Genomic DNA, 16238 nt, shown 5'->3' with positions numbered 1-16238 from the left:
GGCGGAAGGGGATGTCAGAGCACCCGGTAGTGCTCTTCCCGGGCGTCCGTGATCAGCATCTGCCCCGGTGCGTGGGTGATCGCGAACGGTGGCGCGGAGGCCATGACCGCGGCCTGCGGGGTCACGCCGCAGGCCCAGAACACCGGGATCTCGTCCGGCCGTACGTCGACGGGGTCGCCGAAGTCCGGCCGGTCCAGGTCGGCGATGCCGAGCGCCGCGGGGTCGCCGCAGTGCACCGGGCTGCCGTGGAACGACGGGAAGAGCGCGGTCTCCCTGATCGCCGTCGAGAGGCGCTCGGGCGGGACCGGCCGCATCGAGACCACCAGGCGGCCGTGCAGCCGCCCTGCGGGCCGACAGGGCCTGTCTGTGACGTACATGGGCACGTTCCGCCCCAGCTCGATGTGGCGCACCGGCACGTCCGCGGCGAGCAGGGCCGCCTCGAACGTGAAGCTGCAGCCGAGCAGGAACGTCACCAGGTCCGCGCGCCAGTGCCCGGTCACCTCGCCCGGTTCCGCGACGAGTTGGCCGTTTTCCCACACGCGGTAGCCCGGCAGGTCTGTGCGCAGGTCGGCGCCGGGTGCGAGCTGGGTGGACCAGGCTCCGGCGTCGGTGACGTCGAGCACCGGGCAGGGCTTCGGATTGCGCTGGCAGAACAGCAGCATGTCGTAGGCCCAGTCGGCGGGGACCGCGATCAGGTTGGCCTGGGTGTGGCCCGGGGCGAGGCCCGCCGTGGGGCCGCCCTCGCCGGCCCGGAAACGGGCACGTACCGCGCGTGGCCGCTGCCCTGCCTCGGTGCGGCTCACGCCAGCTCCTTGCCGCGGGTCTCGGGCAGGCCGAGCAGGGCGAGGACGGCGATGCCGTAGGCGAGGGCGCCGAAGACCAGGGCACCGCCCACGCCCCAGCTGTTCGCGAGAAAGCCCACCAGGGTGGGGAAGATCGCGCCTATACCGCGGCCCGCGTTGTAGGTGAAACCCTGCCCTGTCCCGCGTACCGCCGTCGGATAGAGCTCGCTGAGGAACGAGCCGAAGCCGCTGAAAATGGCCGACATACAGAAGCCGAGCGGGAAACTCACCACCAGCAGAACGCCGTTGGCGCCTTCCGGGATGGCGGAGAAGGACAGGATGCACAGGGCGGAGAGGAACGCGAAGAGCGCGATGTTCTTCTTCCGGCCGAGCAGGTCCGTGAGGTAACCGCCGGTCAGATAGCCGATGAAGGCACCCGTGATGAGCACGGCGAGATAACCGCCGGTGCCGACGACGGAGAGGCCGCGCTCGGTCTTCAGATAGGTCGGGATCCAGGTGGACAGCGTGTAGTAGCCGCCCTGCACGCCGGTCGAGAGCAGGACCGCGAAGAGCGTGGTGCGCAGCATGCCGGGTTGGAAGATGGCCGCGAAGGAGCCCTTCTCACGGCTCTGCTTGCGCGCCTCGGCGGCCTCGGGGGCGTCGCTGACGTTGCGCCGTACGTAGATCACGAGCAGGGCGGGCAGGGCGCCGGTGAAGAACATCACGCGCCAGGCGAGGCCCTCGTCGAGGAACTGGAAGACCAGCGTGTAGACGACCACCGCGAGTCCCCAGCCGACCGCCCAGGCGCTCTGGATGGCACCGAGGGTGCGGCCGCGGTGCTTGGCCGTCGCGTACTCGGCGACCAGGATCGCGCCGACCGCCCACTCACCGCCGAAACCCAGCCCTTGAAGGGCGCGGAACAGCAGCAGCGTCTCGTAGTTGGGGGCGAATCCGCACGCCACGGTGAACACGGCGTACGTGATCACCGTCAGCATCAGGGCCTTGACCCGGCCCACCCGGTCGGCGAGCACCCCGGCTAGCGCGCCGCCGACGGCCGAGACGACGAGCGTGACAGTCGTGAACAGGCCCGTCTGACCGCTGTCCAGGGCGAAGTAGGCGGAGATCGCCACCATGCTCAGGGGCAGTGTGAAGTAGTCGTACGAGTCGAGCGCATAGCCGCCGAACGCGCCTCCGAAGGCGCGCCTTCCGCGCGGGCCGAGGGCGCGCAGCCAGGCGAACGCGCCGCTGTCGTCGGCGGGTCCGCCGGGCGGAGGGGCGACTCCGGCCGTGGTTGTGGGGTGGGGCTGAGGGGTCGTACTCATCCGGCACCTCGCTGGGAGTGGGAGGAGGGTGCTTGGGCGCTGCCGCAGGAGCTCGCGTTCCGAGCACCGTAGGGGATTGTTCAACAATCCCTCAATACCCGTGTTGTTTCGTTCTGGTATCTGCGCTTGAATTCCGCCATGAGCGGCCTGGTGGACGAGCGATGAGCGGACTCGTGGACGACCGTGCGCTATTGGGGCGTACGAGCACGGCGGAACGGGTGGCGGACATCCTGCGCGGCCGGATCGCCGACGGGTACTTCCCGCCCGGTGAACGGCTCTCGGAGGAGAGCATCGGCGCTGCGCTCAAGGTCTCGCGCAACACTCTGAGGGAGGCGTTCCGGCTCCTGACGCACGAGCGGCTGCTCACGCACGAGCTCAACAGGGGCGTGTTCGTACGGGTGTTGACCGTCGAGGACGTCGAGGACATCTTCCGCACCCGGCGCCTCGTCGAGTGCGCCGTGGTGCGCGGCCTCGGCCGGCCGCCCTACGTGCTCGACGGCCTGGCGGCCGCCGTCACCGAGGCTCAGCGGGCGGCGCGCGCCAAGGACTGGAAGGGTGTCGGCACCGCCAACATCCGCTTCCACGGCGAGCTCGTGGCGCTCGCCGGGAGTGCGCGCATGGACGAGCTGATGCGCAGCGTCTTCGCCGAACTGCGCCTGGTCTTCCATGTGGTGGACGACCCGCGTCGCCTGCATGAGCCCTATCTGTCCCGTAATCGGGAGATTCTGGAGACCCTGCAATCCGGCGACCGTCCGGGCGCGGAGCGGCTGCTCGCCCGCTATCTCGACGACTCGCGGCTCGGCATGGTCGAGGCGTACGAGGCGGGGCTCGGGGAGTCGGGCGAGGGGTGACGCGCCAGGGGCAGCGAGGCCGGAGGGTGGCGGGATCACGGCCCGTGATGGCCCGTGATGGCCCGTGACGGTTCGGTGACGGCCCGCGATGGTTCGGTGAAGCCAACTCCCCGTACAAACAAGGCAAATCGGGCGCCGTGTGAGCTCGGATCCCGTCTCATCTGCGTCGTTTCGGCCGTTGTCAGTGGGACCGCCTAATCTTTGCGACGTGACTGCACCTGCCCCGGCCAACGCCGTACCTTCCCCGGCTCCGGGCCCGGCCGCCGACGAGGGCCTGGCCCGGCGCCTGCGCGCCCTCGCCTGCACGGCCCCGCTGCACGACCTCGACACCCGCAAGGCCAACCTCGCGGGCGAGTACTCGGTGTACGCGATGGCGGAAGTGGCCCTCGCCGCGATCGACCTGGTCACGCTGAACATGGACTTCGACACGGGCGCGGACCACGACCAGATCGTGGCCAGGCTCGTCCCCCGCATCGCCGCCCAGGCGCCCGGCCGCCCGGCCGCCGAGCACGAGCGGGTCGCCCGCTGGGTCCTGGAGAACCTGATCAACGTCGGCAGCGTGGACCGCGGCTTCCGCGCGGTGTACGGCACGTTCGGCCCGGACGGCACATATGTGCGCCGTGACTACGACTTCAAGCTCATCGAAGAGGTCCCCGGCTACGGCGGGGGTGTCTACCTCCGCACCACCGACGAGGCGGTCAACGTCCTGGTGGGCGCCCTCGACACCGACGTCACCAGCGCCCAGATCGCCGCCGAGGTGAAGCTCGAGGTGCTGATCAGCCGCGGCCGCCTCGCCGACGCCCAGCTCGCCGCCGAGCAGGCCCGCTACCGCACCGTGCAGTACAGCGAGACGCTCCGCCGCGCCCTCGACGCCACCCGGCGCAACGTCCGCGCGGTCGACTGGCTGGAAACGGTCCCCGACATGATCGCCGAGGCCCTCGACCACGTCGCCGACCGGTACCGCCACGAGAACGCCATCCTGACCAACATCCGCAAGGCCCGTGACGAGGCCGAGGCCGGATCCGACGCGAAAACGGGTGAGCACAAGCGCCGCGCCGCCGAACTCGTCGACATCGTCAAGGACTGCATCCGCCGCCACACCCAACTGCAGTCCCGACTCCTCGAAGCGGGCCCGCTGTTCCGCGCGGAGCAGGACCGCCAGGCCTTCGCCCCGCCCGCCGCCCGCGCGGGACTCGACCTCTACGGCCAGTTGGTCGCCCCTGTCCTGCCGCTCCCCGTCGAGCGGGCGCTGCGCGTCACGGACGCGTTCTTCGCGCGCGGCGTCGGGCTGCGCACCCCGTCCGCGGTGCGCGTCGGCGACCTGGTGGACCTGCTGCTCACCCCGCCCGTCGAACGCGAGCACCTGGGCGCGGAGATGCCCGAGCCGGACCTCGTCGCGACCCCTGACGACAGCCGGTTCAGCGAGGAGCAGCTGGCCGCCGCCATGGAACTGCTCGACCTGGAGCACGACGCCCCGCGGCGGCTGTCCGGTCTCCTCGCCGACGCCCGCCGGATCGACCCCGAACTGCCCTATCTCCTGGCCCTGTTGGCGGTCCACGCGGCCAGCCCACCGGTCGGCACGGCCTACCGCCAGGGCGAACCCAAGCTGCTGTTCGCCGTGGACGACGGCACCGAGCTCGACGACCCGGAGTTCGGCGGCGCCGACCTGATCGTGGGCACGGCCCTGCTCGACGCGGCCGGAATGGCGGCGGCCCGGACGGAGGCAGCATGAGAACCCCCGCCCAGCCTCCCGGCCCTTTCCGTACGTACGAGGAGCAGTACCCGTGACCGACCACCACCCGGACGCCGTCCCGTGGAGCGAGCCCGACGCCCGCCCCGCGCCCGCGGCCGTCACCCCGGCCGACGCCGCCGACGCCGCGCGGCTCGTCTCCTTCGGGCTTCAGCCGAAGCTGCAGCCCGCGCGGGACGCCGAGTACACCGAACTGCTGCGCAGGTACCGCGAGGACGCGCCCTTCGCGCGGCTCGCCGACGCCGTCGCGACCGGCCTCGGCCTGGTCGTCCTGGAGGTCTCCCCGCGCGCGGGGATGGCCGTCACGGCCGCCGAGGACTCCGTCTTCGCCGTCCGCATGGGCGACTACGCCCGCCGTGCCTCTTCCGACGCCGGTGACCGCTTCCTGCACGGCCTCGCTCATCTCGCCGTCGCCGCCATGGCGTTCCCGCGCCCGGAGGACCTCGCCGACGACGCGTACATCGGCCGCGTCACCGTCAACGGCGTGGACGCCTTCGTCCGCCAGGCCTGCGGCCGCCTGGAGGAACGCGCCGAGGAGCAGGGCGAGAACACCGACCCGGCCAGCGACGCACCCGGCCTGGAGGCGGGCTGGCGGATCTGGGCGCGGCGCAGCTCCACCGGTGCCACCAAGGACGCCCGCCGCCTCGCCGGGTCCACCACCGGCATCGTCGCCAAGGCCGTCGCGTTCCTCACCGACTCCGGGTTCCTCCAGCGCACCGGGGACGACTCCGGCGGGACGTACCGCACGACCGCCCGCTACCAGCTCCAGGTGCGGGACATGGCGGGCGGCGCCGCGATGGCCGAGCTTCTCGAACTCGGGATCGTGCCCGTCACGGACGGCTCCGCCAGCCTGCTGCCCGCCGAGGCCGAGGGCGACCTCGAACTGGCCGCGGGCGCCGGACTGCCCTTCCACGCCGCCGAGCGGCCCTAGACCGTGTCCGTGGAGACCCTCCCCCACCCTTCGGGCGGGAGGTGCCCCCAGCCCGGCGGCGCCTGGCACGCACTTGCGTCCGTCCGGACTTCAGGGAAACGGCCCAGACCGGGCACGCCAACACCCCCGCACCACACACGACTTCAGACTGACGACGAGAGTCCGCCGCCATGTACGAGCTGTCCCGGGTCCGCCTCTACTCCATCGGACCAGCCGGTGCGCGCTACGCCGACACCGTCCTCGACCTGCGTGGAGTCGGCGCCGCCGTGCCCGACCCCGCGCCCACGCAGGCGGAGTTCTTCGAGGACGAGCCCGCGGGCCCGCCGCGCCGCCCCGCGCCCGCGGGCGTGCTCTTCCTGGAGAACGGCGGCGGCAAGTCCGTCCTCCTGAAGCTGATCTTCTCCGTGATGCTGCCCGGCCACCGCAACACCCTGGGCGGCGCCAGCTCCGGCGTGCTGCGCAAGTTCCTGCTCGCCGACGACTGCGGGCACGTCGCCCTGGAGTGGCAGCACACCCTCACCGGTGAGTGCGTCGTCGTCGGCAAGGTCAGCGAGTGGCGCGGACGCCAGGTCTCCAACGACCCGCGCAAGTTCGCCGAGGCCTGGTACTCCTTCCGGCCGGGCCCCGGCCTCAGCCTGGACAACCTGCCGGTGGCCGAGGCGACCTCGATGCGGGCGGCGGCGGAAGGCGCCTCCGGCGCGCAGGGCCGCCGCCGCACCATGAAGGGCTTCCGGGACGCCCTCACCGAGGCGGGCAAGGCCTACCCGTACCTGGAGGTGCACTGGGAGGAGATCCACGACCGCTGGAACGAACACCTCGGCGACCTCGGCCTCGACCCCGAACTCTTCCGCTACCAGCGGGAGATGAACGCCGACGAGGGCGAGGCCGCAGGCCTCTTCGCCGTCAAGAAGGACTCCGACTTCACCGACCTGCTGCTCCGCGCTGTCACCGACACCCGGGACACCGACGGCCTCGCGGACCTGGTCAGCGGCTTCGGCAACAAGCTCGGCCGGCGCGCCGAACTCATCGCCGAGCGGGACTTCACGGCCGGCTCCGTCGACCTGCTCGGCCGGATCGTCGAGGCCACCGAGGTACGGGCACGCGCGCGTGACGTGCACTCCGGTGCCGAACGCCGCACCCGCACCCTCGCCCGCAGGCTCTCCGCGCGCGCCGCCGACGAGCGGGGCCGCGCCGCCGACCTCGCGGAGCGCGTCACCGCCGCCGCCCACACCGTCACCGAGGCCGAGCAGAAGCGCGCCCGCAGCGCCGCCGTCGCGGCCGAACTCGCCTACCGCCACGCCTCGCTGGCGCTCACCGCCGCCGAGAAGGCCGCCGCGGCCCAGAAGCGGGAGTTGGCCGACGCGCGCACGCTGCACTCCGCCTGGCAGGCCGCGGAGGCCGTACTCCGCCACCGCGCGGCCGCCGACCGCTCCGCGCGCGTGGCCGCCGCGATCCGCGAGGCCGAGAGGGACGCGGCGCCCGCGCTCGCCGCCCGCGCCAAGGCCGCCTCCGAGCTGGTCCGCGCCCTGCACGCGGCCGCCGAGGACGGCGAGCGGCACGCCAACGAGGAGGAGGAGCGCTCCGGTGCGCTCCAGGAGGCGGGCGAGACCGCGCACCGCGACGCGACCGCCGCCGCCACCGAAGCCCAGCGCGCCCGCAGCGAGGCCGGCCATCTGCGCCAGCGCCTCGCCGAGGTCGAGCAGGAGACCGCCGAGGCCGTCCGCGCGGGCTGGATCGACGACGCGGCGCCCGATGCGGACCCGGCCCGCGCCGCGCTCGCCGCCAGCGACGCCGAGAAGACCGCGGTCGCCGCCTGGGACACGGCACGGGACGCCGCGCGCGGCGCCGCCGACCGCGCCAAGGAGGCCGCCTCCGCGGAGGCCCGCGCCGAGCTCACCGCCGCCCGCGCCGCCGATGCCGCCGAGGCCTCGGCCCACGCCTGGGACGCCGAGCTCGCCGCCGCCGAGTCCCTGGCCGCCGAGGAACGCCTCGCCGAACTCCTCGGCCTGCCCGGCACCGGCCGCGCCGCCCGCCGCCCGGTGCCCCAGCAGCGCGCCGCCACCGCTGCGGACGGCGAGCCGGTCCCCGCGTACGACACGGCCGCCGAGACCGCGGGTGCCGCGGCCACGGACGAGGAGGGCGCGCCCGAAACCGCCCTCAGCTTCGCCGAGTTGGACCGCTTCGCGGACGAGCTGAAGGACCTCCTGGAGCAGGGCGTCGGCAGCGCCGAGCGGCAGCTCTTCGACCTGCGCACCGCCGCCGCCGACGACGCCCGCATCCTCGGCGCCCTGGGCGACGGCGGCCTGCTCCCGCCGGGCCCCGACGTCCTGGCCACCGTCGAGTACCTGGGCGAGCACGGCATCCCCGCCCTGCCCGGCTGGCGCTACCTCGCCCAGACCGTCGACCCGGCGGATCACGCGCGCGTGCTCGCCGCCCGCCCCGAACTGGTCGACGGCGTGGTCATCACCGACCCGGACACGCACGCACGCGCGCGTGAAGTGCTCGACGGCGCCGCCCTGTTGCCCCGGTCCGCCGTGGCTGTCGGCACGGCCGCCGCGCTCATCGCGCCGACCCCGGCCCCGGAGCCGGGCGCCACCGTGCGGGACGTCTTCCTCGTACCGCCGAACCCGGCCATGCACGACGAGCACGCCGCCGACGAGGAGCGGCAGGCGCTGCGCACCCGGGCCGCCGAGCGGGACGAGAAGATCCGGCAGCTCGCCGCGCGCCTCGGCAAGGACCGCGAGCTGGCCGCCCGGCTCTCCTCCTGGCGCACCGGCTGCCCGGCCGGGCGCCTGAGCGAGCTGGCGGAGGCGGCGCGCGCCGCCCGTGCGTTCGCCGAGGAGGCCGAGGCCGAGCTGGCCGAGGCCCGCACCACCCGCGCGGAGACGGACGAGGTCGCGGCCGACGCCGCGCGGGTGCGGGACGAGCGGCAGGACGCCGCGCAGCGCGCCCGGCGCGCGGCCGACGCCCTCGCGGGGCTCGCGTTCCGGCTCCGCGAGCGCGCCGCCTGGCAGGCCAAGCTGCGTGAACTCGCCGACGACGCCGTGGAGTCCGAGGCCCGCGCCCAGTCCTGCCTGGAGCGGGCGCGCGCCGCCGACGAGGACCGCAGGGCCGCCCAGCGCGCCGCCGACGACGCCCGCCGCACCGCACGCGCGCTGCGCGCCGAGCGCGCCGAGATCGCGGGTGCCCCCGAGGACGAGTCGCTGGACGCGGAGCCGCCGAAGGCCCCGCTCGCCGCGCTCCGCGAGGCGTACCGCGCGGCGTCCCAGCTCTACGAGAAGGTCGGCGTCGGCGCCGACCTGCGTGCCGAACAGGCCCGCGCGGAGGGCGACGAGAGCGCGGCCCTCGCCGAACTCGACCGGCTCAGCAACAAGGTCCGCACCCGCGCCGCCCAGCTCCTGGAGGGCACCGACGGCGCCGACGGCCCGTCCCGGCAGGCCGCGGCGGCCCGTGCCGAGTCGCTCGTGCAGATGCTGGAGACCCGGATGTCGGCGGCGAGCGAGCAACTCGGCCGACTGCGCGGCGAGGCCGAGCGGCACGCCCCCGAGGACGGCGAGGCGCACACCGAGCTGCCCGACGGCCTCGTCCCGTCCGACGCCGAGCACGCCCAGACCCTGCTGCGTACCGCATCCGCCGAACTCGCCGCCTGCACCGAGGCGTTGGGCCAGGCCAAGGAGGCGCACGCCGATCTGCTGCACGCCCACCGCACCGCCGAGGACGGCGCGGGCGGCTTCGACGAGACGGCGGCGCTCCTGCGGGACCTGCTGCGCGATCACCACGAAGAAGCCGCCGCGGACGGCACGGAGCGGCCCGAGCCGTACCCCGGGCCGCTGGAGGAGGCCCGGCAGTCCGCCGCCGAGGCCCGCCGCTCGCTGCGCGGCTGCGCCGCCGACCTGTCGGCCGCCGAGGCCGCGGTCCGCGAGGCCAGTGACGTGCTCGTACGCCACGCCAACTCCACGCGCTACGAGCAGGTCCGCACCCCGGCCCGGCAGCAGATCCGGGAGCTGCCCGCGTCCGCCCTGCCCGAGCACGCCGCGAAGTGGGCCGATGCCTTCGCGCCCCGACTGCGGGTCCTCACCGACGAGTTGGAGCAGCTGGAGCGCAACCGCGACTCGATCGTGGACCGGCTGCGCGGTCTCGTCGACTCCGCGCTCACCACGCTCCGCTCCGCCCAGCGCCTGTCCCGGCTACCGGAGGGGCTCGGCGAGTGGTCCGGCCAGGAGTTCCTGCGGATCCGCTTCGACGAGCCGGACCAGGCCACGCTCAGCGAGCGCCTCGGCGAGGTCGTGGACGAGGCGACACGCGCGGCCGTGAAGAAGAACTCCGACCTGCGGCGGGACGGAATGTCCCTGCTCCTGCGGGGAGTTCAGGCCGCGATCGAGCCGCGCGGCGTGGCCGTCGAGATCCTCAAGCCGGACGCCGTGCTGCGCGCCGAGCGCGTCCCCGTCGGACAGATGGGCGACGTGTTCTCCGGAGGCCAGCTGCTCACCGCGGCCATCGCGCTCTACTGCACGATGGCGGCGCTGCGCTCCAACGACCGGGGCCGCGACAAGCACCGGCACGCGGGCACGCTGTTCCTGGACAACCCGATCGGCCGCGCCAACGCCACGTATCTGCTCGAACTGCAGCGCGCCGTGGCCGATGCGCTGGGTGTCCAGCTCCTCTACACCACCGGCCTGTTCGACACGACGGCGCTCGCCGAGTTTCCGCTGGTGATCCGGTTGCGGAACGACGCGGACCTGCGGGCCGGGCTGAAGTACATCAGCGTGGAGGAGCACCTCCGTCCGGGCCTGCCGCAGCAGGACCCGGAGGGCGAGACGGTGCACGGCGAGATCACGGCGACGCGGATGTTCAAGCGCCCGGCGGAGACCGCGGGGGATTAGCGGGCGGGACGGGAATCCCGTTGCCGCAGGGACCAGCGAGCGGTACGGCGAGTTCCGCGCGTTCGGCAAAGCAGGGCCGGGAACGCCCGGCCGCGCCGGGGTACGGCGAGTTCCTCGCGTACGACGACGCGGGGCCGGGAATGTCCCGGCCCCGCGTCGAGTCGTCAAGCAGGGCCCTCAGGATCCGCAGCCCGCCAGAAGCAGCCGCCCCGGTCCGCAGCAGCCGCGCGCCCCGCAGCAGCCTCTCAGAAGCCGTACCCCATCCGCCGGGACAGGTCGCCGGCGACGACGACGGCCCGTTTGGCCAGCTCGGCGAGGCGGTCCTCCGTCAGCCGGTAGACGGGCCCGGACACGCTGAGCGCACCGATCACCTTGCCGTCATGCGCGCGCACCGGGGCCGCGACCGCCGTGAGGCCGATCTCCAGCTCCTCCAGGGCGCGCGCGTACCCCTGCTCGACCACGGCCTCCAGCTCCGCGCGCAGCTGCACCGTGCCGGTCACGGTGTGCTCGGTGAAGCGGGGCAGGGTGCGGGCGAGGAGGCCCTCGCGCAGGGCCTGCGGCAGGTGCGCGAGCAGCACCTTTCCGCTGGACGTGGCGTGCAGCGGGGTGCGTCTGCCGAGCCAGTTCTGCGCGGTCACGGCGGCCGAGCCGCGGGCCTGCATGATGTTGACCGCGGCGTCGTCGTCGAGGACCGCGATGTTGACGGTCTCGCCCAGTTCGTCGGCCAGCTCGCGGCAGACGGGGGCGCCCTCCTGGGAGATGTCGAGCCGGACGGCGGCGGCGCCCGCGAGGCGCAGCACGCCGGCCCCCAGGTAGTACTTGCCGCGGTCCGCCGACTGGGACACGAGCCCTCTGTTCTCCAGGGCGCCGAGCAGCCGGAAGGCAGTCGACCGGTGCACGTCCAGCTCGTCCGCGATCTCCGAGACGCCCGCCTCGCCGTGCTTGGCGAGGATCTCCAGAACGCTCACCGCGCGGTCCACGGACTGGACGGCGCTAGCGGTGCCGCGGCTCGGCCGCTCCTGCTTGTCCTGGCCGTGCTTGTCCTGGCGGCCGTGCTTCTCCTGGTCTTCGTCCTCGATGGTCGCAGCCCTCTTCTGTTTTCCGGTCATCGGTCTGTACTCACCACCTGGCGGCTTCGTCCGCGCCGCATCTGCGGGAAGCGCTTGACGCGGCTGGCTTCCCGGCCGGATTCTGTTGCGTATCGCGCTCGCGTGAGCGGTATACGCAACATGTTACCGAACGGTCGCAAGAGGCCCCTCGAACGGCCGCGAGACGCCCCGCGTGATCGCCCCTGACCGCCGGAAACGCGCCCCCTGACCGCGGGAAACCCGCCCCGCCTCAAGCCCGCGAGAGCCGGCCGCCGCCGGCCGGGTCGGCTGGCCGGGCGCGGGCCGCCGAGCGCGCCGCGCGGCGCGCGCGGCGCGCGCGGCGGCGCTCCTTGCGGAGGCGGCGTGCGGTGCTCGCGGGGGAGGAGACCACGCCGTACCGCTGGTTCCAGACCTGTCTCGTCACCCAGACGTCCAGGACCGACCAGGTGGCCACGACCGTACTCGCCACGCTGCTCAGGACCATCGGGAAGGCCAGCCAGGAACCCGCGAGGGTGCACAGCACCGCGACCGTGCCCTGCGTCAGCGTCACCGCCACGATGATCACCGCGCGCACCGCCGACGTCCGCACCGGCTCCGGCATGCTGGGCCGCCCCACCGGGTCGTCCACCCACAACTGCCGCTGCCGTCCGTCCTCTTCGTCCCGCCGCGGACCCCCGTGTGCCGCCGTGCCCATCGTTCACTCCCCACGCTGTGCAGCCGTTCGTCCCGCTGCGTTCGCCCGACCCCTCATGGGCTGCCCGTGTTGCACCGAATTACGCCACCCTGCCGGGTGCTTCACCCCCCCCGGAAGCGGCCGCGCGGCGCTCCTCGGCATCCCCAACTCCCGTACGCACGCGCGGAAACACCCGTACCGGGATCCGTACACGAGCTCGTACGGACAAAACGCGTGCACCGCCCGGAACGTTCCCCGTGGTGGGGGTGCGGAACGAATCCGGCCAACTGGCCGAGGCGGGTGGCGTGATGCGGACGCGAGAAGCGCGTCGCGTGGGGTGGCCATCTCCCGGTAAGAGCGGACAACTCGTGACGGGATACGCGCGCTTCGGCAGGAAAGCGATCGACTGTGACCGCATGTGCCTTCGAGTTGGTCATCCGACAGTAGTAGGCTCGCGCCGTTTATTGCCGCACGTACCCCCGGTCACCGGGGTTGAGCTGGGGGAGGCCATGCGCTTTCGCGGGAAGTCCATCCGCCGGAAGATCGTGGCGTTGCTGGTGGTGCCGCTCGTGACCCTGACGGTGATCTGGGGAGTCACCACCGTCGTCACCGGACGCGCCGCCGACCGGCTGCTGAGCGCCTCCACCGTCGTCGAAGAGGTCGGCTTCCCCATCGAGGAGGCCGTCCGCGTCCTCCAGGAAGAGCGCCGCGCGACCCTCGTCTACCTCGCCGACCCGCGCGCCTCCGAAGCCCCCGCCCGTCTCCACGAGCACCGCGACGCCACCAACGCCAAGGTCGCCGAGGTCCGCGCCAACGCCGAGAACCCGGACGTACGCGAGGAGATGTCCGGCGAGACCGCGCACCGGCTCGACTCCCTGATCGAGGCCTTCGACGGCATCGACACGCTGCGCCGCACCGTCGAGGACGGCTCCATATCCGCCGGCCAGGCCCTCACGCTCTACAACCGCCTGATCGACCCCTGCCACACCTTCCTCTCCGGCCTCGACACGGTGAACGACGTGCCGCTCGACAAGGAGGGCCAGGCCCTGGTCGACCTCGCCCGCACCCGTGAACTCCTCGCGCGCCAGGACGCGTTGGTCTCCGCCGTCCTGGTGCGCGGCCGCGTCGACGCGGGGCAGCAGCGGCAGATGGCCGACTACCGCGCCCGGCGCGAGCTGCGCAGCGAGGTCAGCCTGGAGCTGCTGCCCGCCTCCGAACGTGAACGTTTCGAGCGCTACTGGAGCAGCCCCGCGGCCACCCCGCTCCTGGAGCTGGAGAAGAACGTGGTCGAGGGCCGCGCCGGCACCCCGCGCGGCATCACCTCCGCCACCTGGGACAAGGCCGCCAAGACCGTCCTGGACGACCTCGCCGAGCTCAACTCCGAGGCGGGCGACCGCTATCAGGAGCGGGTCCAGCCCGAGGCCCTCGGCGTCCTGCTGCGGGCCGGGGCCGCCGGTGTCCTAGGACTCTTCGCGGTGCTCTTCTCGATCGTGCTCTCCGTACGCATCGGCCGCGAGCTGATCCGCGACCTGTCCCGGCTGCGCAAGGACGCCCACGAGGTCTCCGGCGTCCGCCTGCCCAGCGTGATGCGCCGCCTCGCCGCCGGTGAACGGGTCGACGTCGAGACCGAAGCCCCGCGCCTGCAGTACGAGAAGGACGAGATGGGCCAGGTCGGCCAGGCCCTCAACACCCTGCAGCGCGCCGCCGTCGAGGCAGCCGTCAAGCAGGCCGACATGCGCCGCGGCGTCTCGGAGGTGTTCGTCAACCTCGCCCGCCGCAGCCAGGTCCTGCTGCACAAGCAGCTCACCCTGCTCGACGCCATGGAGCGCAGGACCGAGGACACCGAGGAACTCGCCGACCTGTTCCGCCTCGACCACCTCACCACGCGTATGCGCCGGCACGCCGAGGGCCTCGTGATCCTCTCCGGTGCCGCGCCCTCCCGCCAGTGGCGCAAACCCGTACCGCTGATGGACGTGGTGCGCGCGGCCGTCGCCGAGGTCGAGGACTACGAGCGCATCGAGGTGCGCAGGCTCGCCCGGATCGCCGTCACCGGCCCGGCGGTCGCCGACCTCACCCACCTCGTCGCCGAACTCCTGGAGAACGCCACGGTGTTCTCGCCCCCGCACACCGCCGTCCAGGTGCACGGCGAGCGCGTCGCCAACGGCTTCACCCTGGAGATCCACGACCGCGGCCTCGGCATGACCCCGGACGCCCTGCTCGACGCCAACCTGCGGCTCGCGGAGACCCCCGAGTTCGAGCTGTCCGACACCGACCGGCTCGGCCTCTACGTGGTCAGCCGGCTCGCTCAGCGCCAGAACGTGCGCGTCTCGCTGCAGCCGTCGCCGTACGGCGGGACCACCGCCGTCGTCTTCGTACCCGACGTGCTGCTCACCGCGGCGCCCGACGGGGACACCAGCGGCGGCATCCGGCTCGACCGCGCGGCGGCGGGGCTCGGTGACGAGGCCGCCGGCGAGCGCGGCCCACGGCTGACCAAGGTGCCCGCGCAGCTGCCCGGACTGCCCAAGTCGGTCCTGGAGTCGGCGGTCCTCGACGGTCCCGTGGAACTGGAGGCGCCGGTGGACGCGGCCGAGCGCGTACGCGCACTCGATCTCGCGGACCTGGGAGACCTGGGAGGTCTGGGCGACATCGAGGACACCGACAGCGAGCGGGGCGGGCTCTTCCGGCCGCGCCGCAAGTCCGGGAGCAGAGAGCGCGGCCGCGGCCGGGACCGGGCCGAGCACCAGCAGGCGGGCGACGCCGCGGAGGCGGGCGACCCTGCTCGCCAGGACGCGGCCGTTCCCGTTCCGCTGCCGCGCCGCAGGGCCCCCAAGCTGGTCAGCTCGCACGGCCGCCCGGTCGGCGAGGAGTCCGCGCCCGCCGACCGACCTGCCGATCGGCCCGCCGAGCGCCCCGACGAGCGTGTCCTCACGCCGCGCGAGGAGCTCCGCGGCGGCCTGCCCGCCCGTCTCGACGCCCGTGCCCAGTCCCACGCGGACGACGGCGACGCGGCGGCGGAACGCGGAACTCCGCCCCCGGCCCCGGCAGTTGAGCCGGTACGGGACCAGGCGCCCGAGCCGGTACGGGACCAGGCGCCCGAGCCGGTACGGGACCAGGCGCCCGACGCGGGCCGAGGCGGCGACGCGTCGGCAGCCCCCGGAACCCCCGCCTCCGAAGGCGGTCAGGACCGCCCGAAGCCCGCCCCGTACGAGGACATCCCGACCGCCGCCCTGCCCCGCCGCGTGCGCCAGGCGAACCTCGCCCCGCAGCTCAAGGGCGAGCCGCAGCGAGGGCCCGTGCGCGACGAGGCGCCGGCGGACCGCGACGCCGAGGAGGTGCGCAGCCGCATGGCCGCACTCCAGCGGGGCTGGCAGCGCGGGCGCCGGGACAACGGCGAGCTGGAGAACGGCGAACGGCCCGCTCCGGAACCGCCCGCCCCGGAACGGCCCACTCCGGAACCGCCCGTACGAGAAGAACCCCGTCCCGGCACCGCCGAGGACGGCACAGCACACCGCACCACGGAGGGGGACGGTCGATGACCGCACCGAAGACAGCCGCACACATCGGCGAGCTGAACTGGCTGCTCGACGACCTCGTCGCGCGCGTGGCGACGATCCGCAAGGCCGTCGTCCTGTCGTCGGACGGCCTGGCCACCGGCGTCTCGGCCGACCTGACCCGTGAGGACAGCGAGCACCTGGCCGCCGTCGCCTCCGGCTTCCACAGCCTCGCCAAGGGCGTGGGCCGGCACTTCGAGGCGGGCCAGGTCCGGCAGACCGTGGTCGAGCTGGACGACGCGTTCCTCTTCGTGACCGCGGCGGGCGACGGCAGCTGCCTCGCCCTGCTCGCGGACTCGGACACCGACGTCGGCCTGGTCGCCTACGAGATGACGCTCCTCGTGAAGCGGGTCGGCGTACATCTGGGGACCGCGCCGCGCACCGATGTGCCCGCGGGCGGGTAGTGG

At 73.8% G+C, this 16238-nt stretch carries 10 protein-coding genes; 6 read left to right on the top strand and 4 right to left on the bottom strand.

The window, feature by feature from the left end; translation table 11 throughout:
- Positions 1 to 14: 14 nt before the first annotated feature.
- Both QIT00_RS32340 and QIT00_RS32335 read right to left on the bottom strand, forming a co-directional pair.
- Positions 15 to 803, bottom strand: coding sequence for a putative hydro-lyase (locus tag QIT00_RS32340; protein WP_282539023.1), 789 nt, complete (start codon positions 801 to 803; stop codon positions 15 to 17).
- Positions 800 to 2104, bottom strand: coding sequence for an MFS transporter (locus QIT00_RS32335; protein ID WP_282539022.1), 1305 nt, complete (start codon positions 2102 to 2104; stop codon positions 800 to 802). Before QIT00_RS32335 ends, QIT00_RS32340 begins: the two co-directional genes overlap by 4 nt.
- A 161-nt stretch (positions 2105 to 2265) precedes the next feature.
- Here QIT00_RS32335 and QIT00_RS32330 point away from each other — a divergent pair, with 161 nt between their 5' ends.
- From QIT00_RS32330 to QIT00_RS32315, 4 genes are all read left to right on the top strand, one after another.
- Positions 2266 to 2955 carry a GntR family transcriptional regulator gene (locus QIT00_RS32330; RefSeq protein WP_282539021.1) on the top strand — a complete coding sequence of 230 codons (690 nt, stop codon included), beginning with the start codon at positions 2266 to 2268 and terminating at the stop codon, positions 2953 to 2955.
- A 208-nt stretch (positions 2956 to 3163) separates the two neighbouring features.
- Entirely contained in the window at positions 3164 to 4687 is a 1524-nt protein-coding gene (locus tag QIT00_RS32325) for a hypothetical protein (RefSeq protein WP_282539020.1), read from the top strand.
- Between the two features lie 52 nt (positions 4688 to 4739).
- Positions 4740 to 5636, top strand: a complete 897-nt coding sequence (locus QIT00_RS32320) for a hypothetical protein (RefSeq protein ID WP_282539019.1) — start codon at positions 4740 to 4742, stop codon at positions 5634 to 5636.
- Between the two features lie 170 nt (positions 5637 to 5806).
- Entirely contained in the window at positions 5807 to 10519 is a 4713-nt protein-coding gene (locus QIT00_RS32315; RefSeq protein ID WP_282539018.1) for a hypothetical protein, read from the top strand.
- A 245-nt stretch (positions 10520 to 10764) separates the two neighbouring features.
- Here QIT00_RS32315 and QIT00_RS32310 read toward each other — a convergent pair whose 3' ends face one another.
- Together QIT00_RS32310 and QIT00_RS32305 are read right to left on the bottom strand one after the other, a co-directional pair.
- A complete protein-coding gene (locus QIT00_RS32310) occupies positions 10765 to 11628 on the bottom strand; it encodes an IclR family transcriptional regulator (protein WP_282539017.1) in 864 nt (287 codons plus the stop codon).
- Between the two features lie 229 nt (positions 11629 to 11857).
- Positions 11858 to 12301, bottom strand: a complete 444-nt coding sequence (locus QIT00_RS32305; RefSeq protein ID WP_282539016.1) for a hypothetical protein — start codon at positions 12299 to 12301, stop codon at positions 11858 to 11860.
- A gap of 488 nt (positions 12302 to 12789) precedes the next feature.
- Here QIT00_RS32305 and QIT00_RS32300 point away from each other — a divergent pair, with 488 nt between their 5' ends.
- Both QIT00_RS32300 and QIT00_RS32295 read left to right on the top strand, forming a co-directional pair.
- Positions 12790 to 15816, top strand: a complete 3027-nt coding sequence (locus QIT00_RS32300) for a sensor histidine kinase (protein WP_282539015.1) — start codon at positions 12790 to 12792, stop codon at positions 15814 to 15816.
- Complete coding sequence (locus QIT00_RS32295; protein ID WP_282539014.1) at positions 15813 to 16235, top strand: roadblock/LC7 domain-containing protein; 423 nt, start codon at positions 15813 to 15815, stop codon at positions 16233 to 16235. Before QIT00_RS32300 ends, QIT00_RS32295 begins: the two co-directional genes overlap by 4 nt.
- Positions 16236 to 16238: the final 3 nt, after the last annotated feature.

The sequence above is a fragment of the Streptomyces luteolus genome (genome assembly GCF_029968015.1).
Taxonomy (GTDB): domain Bacteria; phylum Actinomycetota; class Actinomycetes; order Streptomycetales; family Streptomycetaceae; genus Streptomyces; species Streptomyces luteolus.
The sequence above is the reverse complement of the archived record's forward strand: the minus strand, read 5'-3'. Positions and strand labels throughout refer to the sequence as shown.